The following is a 16081-nucleotide window of genomic DNA, read 5'->3' on the forward strand; positions in this document are numbered from 1 at the left end:
AACGAAATTTTTATATTTTTTATATTTTCAGCGCTGAAAGTCGACCATACTCCCCTCTCAAGGGGGGGATACATCGCCGCCGGAATTTGGGAGCATCGAAAGCGGAATGTTAAGTTTTTCCAAAGAGTTGCCGATTACCACAGAAGTCGCGCAGAACAACAATAATCATTACAGCGACGGCGGCATCACGCCGCAACACGCCGACAGCAAGGGAATGCACTCTGAGCTGTCGCAATACGCACCGGGGGCCATCATGCTGCAACGTCTATCGGATGACGCAGAATTCCATCGACTCGTCGATACCATCTACGAGGCGGTACTCGAGCCTGCGCAGATGCCGATCGCCCTGGCCCTGCTCTCCGTCTACGCCGGCGCCGAAAGCGCACACTATTTCGTTTGGGATAAGCACACCGATACGCCGCGTCACGGCGTTTCGTCGGGCTGGTGCCAACACTGTCCGCAGCCGGGTCACTGCAACGCCTTCTGCCAGGACGCGCAACTGATCAACGCCGGGCAACCTGAAGAGACGCCGTCGGCCTCGATGACCCTGATCGATACGCCCGACATGTGCGTCACGATGCGTCTGCGCACGCGCGACGACGATCTGTCGGAAGTCAGCGCCATCGAGCGCGAGACACGCCTTCAACGCGTGCTGCCGCACCTGCAGCGGGCTGCGCGCATGCAGCAGCGCAATCTGGAGCTGAACGAACTCGCCGCACTCGGGATGGCCGGCCTGGATACGCTGGACTTCGGCGTGATGGTCATCGAGCGCACCATGCGCGTGAAATACGCCAATGCCTGGGCGCGCACGATGACGACGGGCGACGACCGTCTGTCGCTCGATGGCGGCCTGCTGCACTCAGCAGATCACACGCACGACGCTGCACTGCGCAACCTCATCGAACAGGCCGCCGGCTCGCTCGGCGTACAAGGCGCAGCCGGCTCGTGGATGTACCTGGCGCGCGATGGCCGCCCGGTGCCTTTCATTGCTACGCCCCTTGCGCCCTCCGATGCGATGCGCTCGACCTGGGCTTCGCCGCTGGCGCTGGTGCTGGTCGGCAACTCCGAGGCGCGCTCGGTCATGGACGCCGGCGTGCTCGCCTCGCTCTTCGGTCTGACCAACAAGGAATGCATCGTCGCGGCGCGGCTGGCCGCGGGCGAAACCCTGCAGGAAATTGCCGAGCGCGAATTCCTCTCGCTGCACACGGTGCGCGTGCATATCCGCGACATCCTGCGCAAGACCGGCACGCATCGCCAGTCAGAACTGGTGCGCCTGCTGCATCTGCTGCCCAGCGTCGATCTGGAACGTGCAGGTGCCGCCACCCCGACCGCGCGCAGGCGCGGCCGCCTGAACGCGTAAGTTCGCGCTCGATTCCCCTTCCTGCTTCGCCTGATTGCCGACGCCCAATCACGGGCGTCGAGCCATCCGCGTATACCCGGCTCACGTTTCGGTGGTTTCTGCCGATCTTTCAAGACAGGCGCGGCGCCGCATGCCTGCTTGATGCGAAGCGGTAGCCGCGAATGATCCCGACGCATTCTGTGAATAGCGCGCAACAAACGCACCTTTTCGCGGCCTGAAACGACAGGTTTTTGCGCTATCCTCGCCGCAAAACACAGACTAGGCGCTGGTCGTAGATCGGGGGGCCGCGCCGGATGCGCTCGCATGCATAACGATTTCCATATTGCGCTGCTGCTGTTTGCGTGGGTCAGCACGGGGCTGACCACGTTTGCCGCACTGGACGCTGCGACACGTCTGCCGGGGGGCTCGACGGTCGCAAAACGCCGCAACTGGCGCATTGCCTGCGCCACCATTCTTGGCATTGGGTTGTGGTCGGGGCTTTGGCTCGGCCAGCTTGGCCTGCATCGGCAGGTCGGCACACCCATATTCGCGCCGATTGCGGCAACGCTCATGACTGCGCTGGCTGCATCGCTGGCGGCTTTCTCCATCGTGCTGCCGGACACGTCGTCCTCCAATGGCGCACAGGCTCCGCAACGACGCAGCGTTGCCATGGGCGCCGTGGCGCTTGGCATCGGGTTGTTGACGATGGAGCTGTATCTCAATCGCCCGTGGGCGCATGCCGAGGCCTTACCGCTGCGCCGCGCCCTGCTGGGCTGGGGCGGCGGCACACTGGTGCTTGGCGCAGGCGTGTGCCTGGCAATGTGTATGGCGTTTCATATGCCACCCGCCCAGCGCCGCGCCGCCGTGGGTTTGCGTGCACGCGCTGCGGCCGTGCTGGCCACAACGGCTGTGCTGTCACTTGTGTTGTGGCCGGGTGCCACCGCATGGCCGGCAGATGAGTCGACGATGCATATCGTGCCCGTCATCATGCTCAGCGCCGGCGGTGTGTTGATCGCGTTGGGCGTGCATGCCGTGCTGATGATGCTTGAAACGCGCGTCGACTCGGCGCAGGCACACCTGGAAGCATCACTGGCGCGCGTGGCAAACCAAACGCCCCGGCCTCAACTCCACGACACGCTGACCGGCCTGCCGAACCGATTGCATCTACGCGAAGCACTGGAGGCGGCAATTCTGTCGTCCACGCGGCGCGGGCGTCCGTTTGCTCTCTTCTACCTGGATCTCGACAACTTCGGACAGATCAACGATCAATACGGCCGCAACGCGGGCGACCGCGTGCTGCAGATCATTGCAGAGCGCCTGCGCCAGACCATTCGCGGCGAAGACACCGTGGCACGCCTTGGCGGCGACGAATTCGGCATCCTCGTTGAAGGCCTGGCGCTACCCGAATCTGCCGCCACCATCGGCGACAAACTGCTGTTCCGCCTGCGTGAATCGGTGGAGGTGGACGGCCGGCGTCTTCGCGCGACCGCCAGCATTGGCGTAGTCGTGCATCCGCACAACGGCGCGACGGCAGACACGCTGCTTGAACATGCCGACACGGCCATGTTCGATTGCAAGCAGTCCACCGGCAACGCCTACCGCTTCTTCGAGCCGCGCCTGAACACCACCGCGCACCGCGTGCTACAGATTCAACGTGCGCTCTCGCATGCAGCGCTCAACGGGCAGCTCTCGGTGCACTACCAGCCGAAGTACGATGCACGCACCCAGGCAATGACCGGCGCCGAGGCACTGCTGCGCTGGAATCATCCGGAGCTCGGCCCCGTGTCTCCGGCGGAGTTCATCCCGCTGGCCGAGCGCACCGGCACCATCGTCGAACTTGGCGATTGGGTGGTCGAAGAAGTCTGCCGCCAGATCATGCATTGGGATGCCCTCGGCATGCCGCCGCAGCGCATTGCCGTCAACCTTTCGCCACGGCAATTCCAGCAACCCGATCTCGTGCAGCGTCTGTCGCAGATCCTGCATCGCTATCAGGTTGCCGCGCATCGGTTGATGTTCGAGATTACCGAGACGGCGGCCATGCGCGATGCCGGCCAGAGCATTGCCGCCATTCGTCAGATCCAGTCGCTCGGTTTCGAGGTGGCCATCGATGATTTCGGCACCGGTTATTCCAGCCTCAGTTATCTGCAGCGCTTTCGCGCCCAGCAGATCAAAATCGATCGCGCGTTTGTCTCTGCACTCGACGACAACCCGCCCGAGGCCGCCGCCATCATTCGTGCCATCTGCGCGATGGCGCACTCGCTGGACATGACGGTGGTGGCGGAAGGCGTGGAAACCCAAGCGCAAATGCAGGCGCTGGTGAACCTGCAATGCGATCAGGTGCAGGGCTATTTGCTGGCCTGCCCCATGCCGGCCAAGGATTTTCAGGGCTTGCTTGGAATCGAGTACGCCTGAACAGTCGAGCTCGAAAAGGCGGCACAGAAAATGCGCCGGTTTGATGCATTCGACACAACCTTTCAGCAACCTTTCACCTTCATATTCGGAAATATTAGGTGAATGGCAGATGCGATTGCCGAAGCAATGAAGCAGTCACATAAGAAAGGAATTGTGTCGGGATTGCGTAGAGAGTGCGCTGCATCGATTGCAATACAGCCCAATGGTTTTGCAATGGTTCATATGTTTACGATTTCGACACACCCCGCAAACGCCCGCCACATAAGGGTTTGCGCAAAAGCGGCGCAGCAAAAGAGCCACGCCGTTGACATGAGGTCTTAACGAAATTCAATTCTCACCTGCAAAGTCGTTATAATGCCCTGGGCTACGGGGAGCGTGCCCATGTTTCAATTGCAATGTTGAGGAATCCATAATGCCGACTTACAAGGAAATCGTTCAGAAGATCTCTGAACTGCAGCGCCAAGCCGATGAACTCCGGGCAAATGAACAAGCAACGGTGATTGCTGAAATCAAGCACAAGATCGTGGAATACGGCCTGACCGCCGAAGACCTCGGTTTTGGCGCCAAGGGCGCAGTGGCCTCAAAGAAGGCTGGCCGCAAGGTGCCGGTGCGCTACCGCGACAACAACGGCAATACCTGGACGGGTCGTGGCAAGCGACCGGGCTGGCTGGTAAAGGAGTTGTCGTCGGGCCGGAAGATGGAGGATTTTCTGGTTGCCTGAGCAGCGCTTTCAGCGCAGCATTCCGAGCCCGCACAAAGAGGCGCGCCGGAAACCACAAAAGAGAAAGGCCGGCGAATTTGCCGGCCTTTTGCATTTCTGCGTGACAGAGGTCAAGCGGGGTTATACCTGGAAACGCCCCACTGCCGTGCGCAGCAATTGCGCCTGCTCTTCCAGGGACAGCGCTGCGGCCGCCGCCTGCTCCACGAGCGCGGCATTCTGCTGCGTCACTTCGTCCATCTGATTCACAGCCTGGTTGACCTGTTCGATGCCGGAACTCTGCTCGTCAGACGCCGCGGAAATTTCGCCCATGATGTCTGTGACGCGCTTGACGGCGGTCACCACGTCCTGAATCACCACACCGGCCTCTTCCACCAGCGCCGAGCCGTTCTGCACACGGCCCACCGAATCGCCGATCAGCTCCTTGATCTCCTTGGCCGCACTTGCTGAGCGTTGCGCCAGGCTGCGCACCTCGCCTGCCACCACAGCAAAGCCGCGGCCTTGCTCGCCCGCGCGCGCGGCCTCGACGGCAGCGTTCAGCGCCAGGATGTTGGTCTGGAAGGCGATGCCCTCGATCACACCAATGATGTCGGCAATCTTCTTGCTGCTTTCGTTGATGCCGGACATGGTCTCGACCACGCGCCCCACCACCTCGCCGCCCTTGACTGCGATATCCGACGCGTTGACGGCCAGCGTACTTGCCTGACGCGCGTTATCAGCGTTCTGCTTCACGATGCTCGTCAGCTCTTCCATGCTCGACGCCGTCTCCTCCAGCGACGAGGCCTGCTGCTCGGTCCGCTGCGACAGGTCGGCATTGCCGGCGGCGATCTGCTTGGTGGCGCTCGCAATGGAATCCGCCGAATTCTTGATGTCGCCAATCGTGCCGGTCAGTTGCTGCTGCATCTGCGACATGGCGAACAGCATGCTGTCGCGGTCGCCCGAGCGGGTTTCAACTTGCACAGCCAGATCACCCGCGGCGATGCGGCCGGCAATATGGGCAGCATAGGCCGGCTCGCCCCCCAACTGGCGCTGTAGGCTGCGGGTAACGGCCACGACCACCACCGTCATCAGGAAGCCGACGCCAAACAGCAGCCCCAGCGCCTTGACGAGCGAGGCGCGGAATGCGGTCGCGATGTCGTCCATGTAGGTGCCCGTGACGAGGCACCAATCCCACGGCTGGTAATACAGCACGTAGCTCTTCTTCGGCTGCGGTGCCTCCGCGCCGGGCTTCGGCCATAGGTAATCGACAAAACCGCCGCCGCTCTTGCCCGCGCGAGAGATTTCCTGGAACAGATGATTCCCTGCCGGATCGGTAAAACCCGACATGTCCTTGCCGTTCATTTCGGCTTTGATCGGGTGCATCACCATCACCGAGTTGGTCTGGTTAATGCTGAAGTAGCCATCCTTACCGTAGCGGATCACCTTGATGCGCGCGAGGGCCTGGGCGCGCGCTTCGTCAGCGGTAAGCTTGCCGTCTTGCGCCATCTGTCCGTAGTCTTTGATGATGCTGAATACGGATTCACTGATGTTCTGCAAGTCGCGCTCGCGTTCTTCCAGACGGAGGGTGCGGGTTTCCCAGGCGCTCCACAACGTGATCAACAACAGACAAAGCCAACTCAGGACGAGCGGCAGCCACAGCTTCTGACGAAGCGTGAGTCGATTCATCTTCCTTCCCTCCAAGCGTTTCTTGTATCCGCGCATGGCACGCATGCCGTTTGCGGCGCTCCCCTGGCGCGATTACACGCGCTCTGCTTGAGCTATCGAACACAAACGCGAAAAACTTGAGTAGGACATATACTCAAGCACCCGTTCGCCAGCGAGAACGGGAAAGAAAGAAAACGCCTCAGCGCAAGGCGTCAGGATTGATGCTCGGAAGCGTGCCGCCTGTGGAGGTTGTAGCGGGCACGGGCGTTGATGTCGATTCCTTTTGCGATGCGACGGCTTCTGCGGCGGGATGGTCGACGGGTGTCCATGACTCCCACAAACCATGACGACGAAGCGTTTCAGGTGCTTCGGCAGCGATCGAAGCTGCTGACACGGCAACTTCTGACGAGGCTGCTTTTGCAGTCACCTCAATATGCGACCCTGCCATGCGCACGGCATGGCCACCGGCGTCTCGCACTGCGACCCCGTGCGCAGCGATCTGGCGATAGCTCCCATCCTTGTGCCGCATGCGGAATTCAGCCACGTATGCGGGCGTGTTGCCGTCAACATGTGCTTGGATGCGATTGAGCACCATGGGCAGATCATCCGGATACACGAGGCGGAGATACTCGCTCGTGCTTGGGCCAATCTCCTTCAGCGAATAGCCGAGCATCCCGGCAAAGCGGGCGGAAAACTGCGCGGCACGCGTGACCAGATCGAACTCCCAAAGGCCGACATCTGCGCCGTCGAGCAGCAGTTGATGACGTGCAACGAGTTCTGCTTCGCGGCGGCGGTAGCTCTGCTCCAGGTCGTTCAGCGCTTGTACGGTTTCCTTGCGCAGACGAATTTCGCGCGCCGCGATGGCGGTGGCAGTGTCGCCCGTAGCGCGGTCCCGATAGCCCAGCAGCAACGCAGCCAGCACGGTTGCAACCGCGCCAATCACCAGCAATAACTGCAACCCAGCGGGCGCATTGCCCGGCGTGGCGGAAAGCGGTGAAAACGCGCCTGCAAGCGACGCCGTGTACACGGCATCCACCGTCAACGCGATGCCAAACAGCACGCTCAAAAACAGACTCACGCCGGGGCGACGCACCGCCACCCCAGTCGCCCCCGATCGTGCCGAAAGCGCAAACTGCAGCGCCGCCGCACACCCCATGGCCGACAGCACCATGACGATAGCGAGCAGCCCAGCGTCTTCCCAAGCCGTGGCGCTGAAGCTTGTCACGCCGGCCAGCAGCAACACCGCGATCGGCCCGCTTACGCTCAGCAACACGCCAAGCAACATGGCGCGCATCAGACCTGCACGGCCGCCCAGCACACACCACAATGCCGCAACGGCCAGGCTCCAGCAGAACGAAGCCAGCGTCATCACAAGCACCGCGTTGTTTTCGTGCAAGGGCCAGTGCGCAAGCAGCGGCAGCAGCGGCACCGCCCACAGCCCAACCGCCGAGAGCAACGCCGTCATGACCAGCGGCACGCGCGTGCGCGGGGCCATCGCGCTGCGCAAGTCATCGAGCAACCGCAGCAGCAAACTGCCCGCCGCGCAGGCCACAACAAATGGCAGCAACGCCGGCAACAGTGCATGCGCCAGCGTACGGATCAGGTGAGCGATGAACGCCTCATCCACGGAGGGGCGTCTCCAGTTGGTTCGGGCACTTCAATGAATCAGCCACGGGTTTGAAAACCGTCCGGATTCATGCTCTGCCAACGCCAGGAGTCTTCACACATGCGCTCGATGCCGTATTGCGCGCGCCATCCCAAGAGCAAGGCCGCCAGTGCCGGATCGGCATAGCACGCTGCGATATCGCCGGGGCGCCGATCCACGATCTGATACGGCACCGGCTTGCCGCTGGCGCGCTTGTAGGCTTCCACGACTTCCAGAACCGAATATCCACGGCCCGTGCCGAGGTTGACGGTAAAGCCGCGGTTGTCACGGCGCAGCGTGTCGAGCGCCGACAGGTGCCCGCGCGCCAGATCCACCACGTGGATGTAGTCGCGCACGCCGGTACCGTCGGGCGTGGGCCAGTCACCCCCGTAAATCGAGAGCTTCTCTCGCTTGCCGACCGCCACCTGTGCCACGTACGGCATCAGGTTGTTGGGGATGCCGCGCGGGTCTTCGCCGATGAGGCCGCTGTGGTGTGCCCCCACCGGGTTGAAATAACGCAGATAAGCGATTTGCCAGGCGGCGTTGGAAATCTCCAGATCGCGCAGCACCTGCTCACCCATCACCTTGGTCTGGCCATACGGGTTGGTGGCCGACAGCGGAAACGATTCGGTAATCGGCACGGTATGCGGATTGCCATACACCGTTGCCGACGAGCTGAACACGAGCTGGCGCACATTCGCATGCGCCATGGCCGCGCACAGCGTGACCAGCCCGCCCATATTGTTGTCGTAATAGGCCAGCGGCTTCTGCACCGATTCGCCCACCGACTTGAGCGCCGCAAAGTGGATGACAGCCGAGATACGCGAACTGGCAAACAGGTCGTCAAGCAAGCGGCGGTCACGCACGTCGCCCTGAACGAACTTGGGTGTCTTGGCGGTGATTTGCTCGATGCGAGACAGCACAGTCGAGCTGCTGTTGCAGAAGTTGTCGAGGCCGATCACCTGGTAGCCCGCGTCTAGCAACTCAACCCAGGTGTGCGAGGCGATGTAGCCGGTAGCGCCGGTCAGCAGAATGGTTTCTGTCATGGGGTGCGAGGTATCGAGGAAGGAGAGAGCTAGCGTGCCGGTTTGAACCCGGCATCGTCGTTCTACGCTGCGCCGACCTGCTCCGCAGCGCGCAAAACAGCGCGATCATAGCAAAGCCCGCCAACGGTTCGCGGGCTGTTGAAGCCTGACTGCCCACAAAGCGGCACTACCGCTGGCCATCGGGATGCGCGGCGGCCTGCCACTCAGCATAGGCCGCGCGCAGACGCCACGCCGAAGTCGCATCGCGCAGGCCCAGTGCGTACCCCACCTCAGCAGGGTCTGCGCCTGCGTCGAACAGCGCGGCGGTGTAGCCGTTGCGCAGCGTCTGCGGCGACAGCCGTTCGCTGCGGTGCAGCAAAGCCGGCAGCGCAGCCAGCCATGCCTCCACCCGCCGGTACACCGACGCCGCGTGCATGACCCGCCCGCCCGCATCGGCGACGAACACGCGCTCGCCCGGCACCTCTGCGTGTGCGCGCACCGCCAGCCAGGCGGCCAGCGCGGGGCGCGCAGCTTCAAGCACGGGCGCCTTGTACGACGGGCCGCGCGGGCGCTCGACGGTGATTGACTCCAGCGCCTCATCAACCTGGCGGAGCAGCAACGATTGCACCTGCGCGACCTTCAGCCCCGCGCCATGGCACACGGCTACGAGTGCGCGGTCGCGCGCCAGCTTGAACGCGCTGGCGTTGGCGGCGGCCTCGCTGGCGTGCGCTCCCACCTCCAGTGACGCCTCGATTGCCGCACGTTCAGCCAATGAAAGGAACGTGGTCGGATCGTTCTCACCTTCGGCCAACTTCTGCTGCACCGCAGAGCTTGCAGGGTTGTGCGTACCAATACGTTGTTGTTCGATCTGATGGAAGACGCGCTCGATCAGGCGCGCGTAACGGTAGCGATGCAGCTTGGTCAGGCCCGATTCGTCGAGAAAGGCAGCGATGTCGCCGGCACTCCAATCGGCCAATGCGCGCTGGTGCGACTCGGCCCAGCGCAGCCATTTGCGCCACATTGCGCGATATACCGTCGCCGACGATTCGCGATAGCCGCGTGCGGCCAGCCAATGTTCGAAGGCTTGCGCGGGCCGCTCGGCCCAGTCTTGCAGGCTGGGCTGGAACAGATCCGGAATGGGCGTGGCGGGCGGCGTGAATGCGGTCAATGCGGTAGCGGAAATGCTGAAAAACGGCTGTGGGCGGACCGGGGGTGTGGCAATTCGCGTATCCTGCCGAGCGTAACACGCAGCTCCTGTATCCCATTGCGGACCCCATCGTGAAGAAAACCGACCTCGAAAAACTCAAGGGCCTCAAGATCGCCAACAATCTCAAGCGCGACGCCCAGCGCACCGGCAAGCCCGGCCAAGGCACCGGCAAGGCGATTCCCCAGAACAAACTGCTGAAAGCGCTGCTCGGCAAGCCAACCGAAGACGACCCGAAAAAGTCGGGAAAATCCTGACGCGCACACCACACATCTAGAACCCCGCCCTGTTGTTCCAACGGGCGCTTGGGTGCTACCGTCCGGCGCGTTTCCACATCATCGCAGCGCCTCCTCCTGCGCCGGACATGCCCTCCTCCCCTTATCCCCACCTGCTTCAGCCCCTCGACCTTGGCTTCACCACGCTCAAGAACCGCGTGCTGATGGGTTCGATGCACACCGGGCTGGAAGATGGCAACCACTTCGACCGGCTGGCCGCCTACTTTGCCGAGCGGGCGCGCGGCGATGTCGGGCTGATGGTCACGGGCGGATTCGCGCCCAACATTGCAGGCTGGACCAAGCCCTTTGCCGGGCGCCTGGCCACACATGGCGCGGCCCGCCGCCACCGCACGGTCACCAACGCCGTGCACGAGGAAGGCGGCAAGATCGCCCTGCAGATCCTGCACACCGGCCGCTATGGCTACCACCCGTTCGCTGTCGCGCCCACGGCGCTGCGCTCGCCCATCAGCCCGTTCACACCGCGCGAGTTGTCCGCGCGCGGCATCGAGCGGCAGATCCGCGCCTTCGTGCGGTGCGCGCAACTGGCCCGTGAAGCCGGCTACGACGGCGTCGAGATCATGGGTTCCGAGGGCTACTTCATCAACCAGTTTCTCGTCACGCACACCAACAAGCGCACGGACGACTGGGGCGGCAGCTATGCCAACCGCATGCGCCTGCCCGTGGAAATCGTTCAGCGCACGCGCGAGGCGGTCGGCAAGGATTTCATCATCATCTATCGCCTGTCGATGATCGACCTGATCCCCGACGGCAGCTCGTGGGAAGAAGTCGTACAGCTCGCCAAGGCCGTGGAGCGCGCGGGCGCCACCATCATCAACACGGGCATCGGCTGGCACGAGGCACGCATCCCGACCATTGCGACGAGCGTGCCGCGCGCGGCCTTTGCATGGGTGACGAAGAAGATGAAAGGCGAAGTCGGCATTCCGCTGGTGACGTCCAACCGCATCAACACGCCGGAGGTGGCCGAAACCGTGCTGGCCGATGGCTGGGCCGACATGGTGTCGATGGCGCGCCCGCTGCTGGCCGATGCCGATTTCGTGCGCAAGGCCGCCGCCAACCGGGCGCAGGACATCAACACTTGCATCGCCTGCAACCAGGCGTGCCTGGATCACGCGTTCAAGGCCAAGATTGCGAGCTGCCTCGTCAACCCGCGCGCGTGCCATGAGACCGAACTCGTCATCCGACCGACGCCCGCCAAGCGGCGGTTTGCGGTGGTGGGCGCAGGGCCTGCGGGCTTGTCGGCAGCCATCACGCTGGCCGAACGCGGGCACGCGGTCGATCTCTTCGACGCAGCCCAGGAACTCGGCGGCCAGTTGAACATGGCCAAGACGATTCCGGGCAAGGAAGAATTTCACGAGATGCTGCGCTACTTCAAGCGCCGGGTGGAGGCCACCGGCGTGACGCCACGCCTGGGTGCGCGCGTGGATGCGCAGCAATTGCTGGCAGCCAACTACGACGAGATCATCATCGCGACGGGCGTATCGCCGCGCAACCCGAAGATCCCGGGGCAGGACCATCCGAGCGTGCTGTCATACATCGATGTGCTGCGGCATCGGAAGCCGGTGGGCAAGCGCGTGGCGATTGTCGGCGCAGGCGGCATCGGATTCGACGTGGCGGAATTCCTGGCGCTCGATGGCCACTCGCCCACGCTGGATCTGCAAAGCTGGCGCGCCGAATGGGGCGTGGGTGATCCGACCGAAGTGCGTGGCGGTGTCGATGGCATCCGGCCAAAACCGCAAACACCTGCACGCGAGATCATCCTGTTGCAGCGGCGCGCCGGCAAACTCGGCGGCGGCCTGGGCAAGACCACCGGCTGGATCCACCGGACGAGCTTGAAAAACCTGGGCGTGCGCATGGTCGGCGGCGTCAACTACGAGCGCATCAGCGACGAAGGCCTACTCGTGAGCTACGGCGAAAAACGCGAAGCCGCCGAATGGCTGCCAGTCGATTCCATCGTGCTGTGTGCAGGGCAGGAGCCGCTGCGTGAACTGGTCGGGCCGCTGCAGGCGGGCGGAGCCAAGGTGCACGTCATTGGCGGCGCTGACGAAGCCCTCGAACTCGATGCCAAGCGTGCCATCAACCAAGGCACCCGCTTGGCCGCATCGTTATGACGTATCGGTCACGCGCCATATGAAGGTTTTGCATCACGTGGCCGTTTTTACAATCTGACCGCCACCGCCAAACCACCGCGAATGCCGAAATGACAACGGCTGGCGCGGTCGGCCCGGTTCTTGCGTGAAAAGGCGCATCACGCACATTCACAAGAACCGGTTTGCCCAAGAACGTCTCTCCTCAGTCTTCTGCCAACGCCGCTCCGCTGCCCTCACTGGACCTGGGCCGGACGGCTTTCCTGCTGGACTTTGACGGCACGCTCGTCGACATCGCGCCGCAGCCCGATGCCGTGCATGTCTCTGCGCCGTTGCGTGAAACGCTGGCCGCGCTGCACGCCGCAAGCGGCGGCGCATTGGCGATCATCAGCGGCCGCACGGTGCACGACGTGGAGTCCCGCCTGTCTCTGCCCGGCCTCGTCATCGCCGGCGTGCACGGCGCCGAACGCCGTTACGCAGACGGCGGCTTCGTGCGATTGAGCACCGACGCCGATGCACTCGCCCGGCTGGAGCGCGAGCTGCGCGCCGAACTCACGCAACTGTCGACACAGTTTTCCGGCGTGGTGCTGGAGAGCAAGCGCATCGCTTTTGCCCTGCATTACCGCCACGCGCCAGAGGCCGAGAACGCCGTGCTGACGGTGGCTGACCGCCTTGCCCGCCGCTATGCCGACCACGTGCGCCTGCAGGCCGGCAAGATGGTTGTCGAACTCAAGCCGCGCGGCGCCAGCAAAGGCGATGTAGTGCATACGCTGATGACCGAACCGCCATTCATGGGCCGCACCGTGCTGTTTGCCGGTGACGACCTGACCGATGAAAGCGCCTTCGATGCCGTCAATGCGCTGGATGGTTGGTCGATCAAGGTGGGTGCGGGCCCGAGCCAAGCGCGCTGGCGCGTGCAAGATGCCGCGGCATTGCGAGCATGGCTGGCAACGCTGACTGCCCCGGCCAAGCGAGGTGCGGCATGAGCCGGCTCGTTGTCGTCTCCAACCGTGTTGCGCCCGTTACCGAGGGCCAGGGAACCGCGGGCGGCCTGGCCGTCGGTGTGTTCGATGCGCTGCGTGAAACCGGCGGTATCTGGTTCGGCTGGAGCGGCGAAACCGCTGCCACTGTTTCGCACGAGCCGAACATCGTCACCAAGGGCAACATCACCTATGCCACCGTCGGCCTGAACCGCAAGGACTACGATCAGTACTACCGCGGCTTTGCCAACGCGACGCTGTGGCCGATCTTCCACTACCGCGTGGACCTCTCACGTTACGAGCGCCAGGAGTACCACGGCTACCGGCGCGTGAATGCGCAGTTCGCGCACCAGCTCAAGGCACTGGTGCAGCCCGATGACATCCTCTGGGTGCACGACTACCACCTGATTCCATTTGCTGCGGAGTGCCGCGCGCTGGGGCTCACCAACCGCATCGGATTCTTCCTGCACATTCCGTTTCCATCACCGGAAATCCTGACGACGATTCCGCCGCATGAAGACCTCATGCGCGCGCTGTGTTCGTACGATCTGGTCGGCTTCCAGACCGAGACCGATCGCGTGGCCTTCTACGACTATATCGAGCGGGAGGCGCGCGGCTACATCGAACAGAAGGAACAGAACGGCCCCGTGCACGCCTACGGCCACACGCTGCGCGCCGAGGTCTACCCGATCGGCGTGCATCCGGACGAGATTGCGCAGCAGGCCAAGGCGTCGCTGGCACGGCGCAATCCGTTCACGCGGCATGCGAACCCGCGCGGCGAGCGCATCGCCGGTCAGGGACAAGGTCAAGGCCAACAGCCCACGAAACTCATCATGAGCGTGGATCGGCTCGACTATTCCAAGGGGCTGCCCGAGCGTTTCCGTGCGTTCGAGCAGTTGCTGGACGATTTTCCGGACCATCGCCGCCACGTGACCTTCATCCAGATAGCACCAACGTCGCGCCAGGATGTGCAGACCTATCAGCAGATCCGGCAGCGGCTGGAGGCAGAGTCGGGGCGGATCAACGGCAAGCATTCGGAGCTGGACTGGACGCCCATCCGCTACATCAACAAGCAGTACGAACGGCGCGTGCTGATGGCGCTCTTCCGCAGCTCGCAGATCGGCTATGTCACGCCGCTGCGTGATGGCATGAACCTCGTTGCCAAGGAATACGTGGCCGCGCAAGACCCGGAAGACCCGGGCGTGCTGGTGCTGTCGCGCTTTGCCGGCGCGGCGCGCGAGTTGGATGCCGCATTGATCGTCAACCCGTATGACACGCGCGGCATGGCCGAGGCGCTGAACCGCGCATTGACGATGCCGCTGGAAGAACGCAAAGCCCGCTACGCCCACATGATGGATCGGCTGCGCGCGGCCAACCTCACCATCTGGCGCGAGCGGTTTGTGGCCGATCTGCGCAACGCGCCGTCGCAGTAGTCAAGCGCCTGCGCTGCCAGTGCGCGACATACGCTCGGAGGCTTCCGATAAGTCTGAGGAATGGCAGTGCTGGGGCGACAGCATGTCAGCCAGTACGGCATTCATGCGTGCCCAGTGCGAACCGGGCCAATAGATACGCCGGCAGACATCGCACGTGCTAAAGAGGCGCTGGCGCTCGCGCACGCGAGGCGGCACGCTGGCGGAAGCCTCTTCGGCGCTCAGCATGCGCAGCGGCACATTGCATTCAAGACAGCGTGAGAACGGCCTGGCCACATCGGCCAGCCGCAGGCGCGTCACGATTTCGCGCATCTGCGCCTGCGGCTCGCGCGCGCGGATGAATGCGCCCCGGCGGATGCCGCGCCGCTTGAGGAGCTCACGGTCACGCGAGAGCACGATCCAGTCTTCGCCCAGGGCCAGCGCTTCGATGGCCGCGTCGGCGTAGTTGTTGTCGTAGGCGGTGTCAAAACCCGCCATGCGCAGCAGCCGAGCCGTGGCCCCCAAGTGAGCGTCGCACAGAAAGTGCAGCGGCGCGGTCGGCAACAGGGGCTCCACGGCTGAGACGGCAACGTGCCCCCGGCCGGGCAACATGGCCTCCAGACCCATGGGTGCGCCATCCACCAGGACTTGCCCAACCTCCGTGTGCGGCACGCCAAGCGCCTCGATGGCGTGCTTGAGCGTGGCGCCCTCTGCCCAGGCGCGCACAACGGGACGCCCGCGCAACGCCATCGGAAGAAGCGGCGTCAGACTGGAATCGAACGTGAGGACGACAGTTTGCATGCCTGCCACGATACTCCCAACCCGACATCGGCGCGCTCACACGGCCGCGCTGCAAGCGTTCTGCCGGAGCTTGACGAATAAAAATGCGGCGTGACCGCTAGAGTCACGCCGCAAACAGGGAGGAGGAGAAATTCAACTGGTGCGCGGTTTATGCGCGCGAGGCAGCGCCGCCATTCGGGTAGCTCGCATCGCCATTCCACGACAGGTAGCCATACGTATCCGCCTGGCGATCAGCGCCTTGGCTGTATGGGTCGAAGCGATCGTTCTTCCACGACAGATAGCCGTAGGTATCGGCCTGGCGGTCGGCGCCTTGCGTGTACGGATCGAAGCGGCCCGCTTGCGTAGCGGCCGGCGCATCGAAGTTGGGCTGGATGGAAGCCGTTGCGGGCTGCGACAGCAGCGCGGCGGAAGCCGACACGGTGGCCACCATGGCCAGGAGAGCGCGGCGGGAGAAGGCGGAGAAGAGGCGGGAGTTCATGATCTGTTCCTTGTTCGTTTGCGCTCGTTGTTGCGCTTGGAGGGCA

General features: G+C 63.5%; 13 protein-coding genes. 7 read left to right on the plus strand and 6 right to left on the minus strand.

The annotated features are described in order from the left end of the window. Nucleotides 1–106 precede the first annotated feature (106 nt). The 3 genes from ACTJK6_RS10915 to ACTJK6_RS10925 all read left to right on the plus strand — a co-directional run bounded on the left by ACTJK6_RS10915 (nt 107) and on the right by ACTJK6_RS10925 (nt 4472). Nucleotides 107–1360: a helix-turn-helix transcriptional regulator gene (locus tag ACTJK6_RS10915; RefSeq protein WP_232039710.1), complete on the plus strand. Its 1254-nt coding sequence runs from the start codon at nt 107–109 to the stop codon at nt 1358–1360. 303 nt (nt 1361–1663) lie between these two features. Continuing rightward, nucleotides 1664–3751, plus strand: coding sequence for a putative bifunctional diguanylate cyclase/phosphodiesterase (locus ACTJK6_RS10920; protein WP_440839038.1), 2088 nt, complete (start codon nt 1664–1666; stop codon nt 3749–3751). A 412-nt stretch (nt 3752–4163) separates the two neighbouring features. Continuing rightward, nucleotides 4164–4472 (plus strand): H-NS histone family protein, encoded by a 309-nt coding sequence (locus ACTJK6_RS10925; protein WP_004627393.1) that lies wholly within the window; start codon nt 4164–4166, stop codon nt 4470–4472. Between the two features lie 120 nt (nt 4473–4592). Here the strand turns inward: ACTJK6_RS10925 and ACTJK6_RS10930 are convergent, their stop codons facing one another. The 4 genes from ACTJK6_RS10930 to ACTJK6_RS10945 all read right to left on the minus strand — a co-directional run bounded on the left by ACTJK6_RS10930 (nt 4593) and on the right by ACTJK6_RS10945 (nt 9951). Then, nucleotides 4593–6134, minus strand: a complete 1542-nt coding sequence (locus ACTJK6_RS10930) for a methyl-accepting chemotaxis protein (RefSeq protein WP_232039712.1) — start codon at nt 6132–6134, stop codon at nt 4593–4595. 178 nt (nt 6135–6312) lie between these two features. Next, complete coding sequence (locus ACTJK6_RS10935; protein WP_414562019.1) at nt 6313–7740, minus strand: PAS domain-containing protein; 1428 nt, start codon at nt 7738–7740, stop codon at nt 6313–6315. 38 nt (nt 7741–7778) lie between these two features. Continuing rightward, complete coding sequence (galE, locus tag ACTJK6_RS10940; RefSeq protein ID WP_440839039.1) at nt 7779–8804, minus strand: UDP-glucose 4-epimerase GalE; 1026 nt, start codon at nt 8802–8804, stop codon at nt 7779–7781. Nucleotides 8805–8970: 166 nt separating this feature from the next. After that, nucleotides 8971–9951, minus strand: coding sequence for a tyrosine-type recombinase/integrase (locus tag ACTJK6_RS10945; protein ID WP_440839040.1), 981 nt, complete (start codon nt 9949–9951; stop codon nt 8971–8973). 110 nt (nt 9952–10061) lie between these two features. Between ACTJK6_RS10945 and ACTJK6_RS10950 the strand changes: the two genes are divergently transcribed. The 4 genes from ACTJK6_RS10950 (at nt 10062) to otsA (ending at nt 14780) form a co-directional block, all read left to right on the plus strand. Next, nucleotides 10062–10244: a hypothetical protein gene (locus ACTJK6_RS10950; RefSeq protein WP_232039715.1), complete on the plus strand. Its 183-nt coding sequence runs from the start codon at nt 10062–10064 to the stop codon at nt 10242–10244. A 107-nt stretch (nt 10245–10351) separates the two neighbouring features. Further along, nucleotides 10352–12391, plus strand: coding sequence for an oxidoreductase (locus ACTJK6_RS10955; protein WP_440839041.1), 2040 nt, complete (start codon nt 10352–10354; stop codon nt 12389–12391). Between the two features lie 161 nt (nt 12392–12552). Further along, a complete protein-coding gene (gene otsB, locus ACTJK6_RS10960) occupies nt 12553–13353 on the plus strand; it encodes a trehalose-phosphatase (protein ID WP_232039717.1) in 801 nt (266 codons plus the stop codon). Beyond that, nucleotides 13350–14780: an alpha,alpha-trehalose-phosphate synthase (UDP-forming) gene (otsA, locus tag ACTJK6_RS10965; RefSeq protein ID WP_232039718.1), complete on the plus strand. Its 1431-nt coding sequence runs from the start codon at nt 13350–13352 to the stop codon at nt 14778–14780. Before otsB ends, otsA begins: the two co-directional genes overlap by 4 nt. Here otsA and ACTJK6_RS10970 read toward each other — a convergent pair whose 3' ends face one another. Both ACTJK6_RS10970 and ACTJK6_RS10975 read right to left on the minus strand, forming a co-directional pair. Continuing rightward, nucleotides 14781–15557 (minus strand): Mut7-C RNAse domain-containing protein, encoded by a 777-nt coding sequence (locus ACTJK6_RS10970; RefSeq protein ID WP_440839042.1) that lies wholly within the window; start codon nt 15555–15557, stop codon nt 14781–14783. 148 nt (nt 15558–15705) lie between these two features. Beyond that, nucleotides 15706–16035 (minus strand): hypothetical protein, encoded by a 330-nt coding sequence (locus tag ACTJK6_RS10975; protein ID WP_232039720.1) that lies wholly within the window; start codon nt 16033–16035, stop codon nt 15706–15708. Nucleotides 16036–16081: the final 46 nt, after the last annotated feature.

The sequence above is a fragment of the Ralstonia sp. 22086 genome (assembly GCF_052045975.1).
In the GTDB taxonomy this organism is placed as follows: Bacteria; Pseudomonadota; Gammaproteobacteria; order Burkholderiales; family Burkholderiaceae; genus Ralstonia; species Ralstonia wenshanensis.

Excerpts from the sequence above, each read along its gene's own strand:
- ACTJK6_RS10915 (WP_232039710.1), top strand. The coding sequence starts at position 107 with ATGTTAAGTTTTTCCAAAGAGTTGCCGATTACCACAGAAGTCGCGCAG.
- ACTJK6_RS10920 (WP_440839038.1), top strand. The coding sequence starts at position 1,664 with ATGCATAACGATTTCCATATTGCGCTGCTGCTGTTTGCGTGGGTCAGC.
- ACTJK6_RS10925 (WP_004627393.1), top strand. The coding sequence starts at position 4,164 with ATGCCGACTTACAAGGAAATCGTTCAGAAGATCTCTGAACTGCAGCGC.
- ACTJK6_RS10930 (WP_232039712.1), bottom strand. The coding sequence starts at position 6,134 with ATGAATCGACTCACGCTTCGTCAGAAGCTGTGGCTGCCGCTCGTCCTG.
- galE (WP_440839039.1), bottom strand. The coding sequence starts at position 8,804 with ATGACAGAAACCATTCTGCTGACCGGCGCTACCGGCTACATCGCCTCG.
- ACTJK6_RS10955 (WP_440839041.1), top strand. The coding sequence starts at position 10,352 with ATGCCCTCCTCCCCTTATCCCCACCTGCTTCAGCCCCTCGACCTTGGC.
- otsA (WP_232039718.1), top strand. The coding sequence starts at position 13,350 with ATGAGCCGGCTCGTTGTCGTCTCCAACCGTGTTGCGCCCGTTACCGAG.
- ACTJK6_RS10970 (WP_440839042.1), bottom strand. The coding sequence starts at position 15,557 with ATGCAAACTGTCGTCCTCACGTTCGATTCCAGTCTGACGCCGCTTCTT.
- ACTJK6_RS10975 (WP_232039720.1), bottom strand. The coding sequence starts at position 16,035 with ATGAACTCCCGCCTCTTCTCCGCCTTCTCCCGCCGCGCTCTCCTGGCC.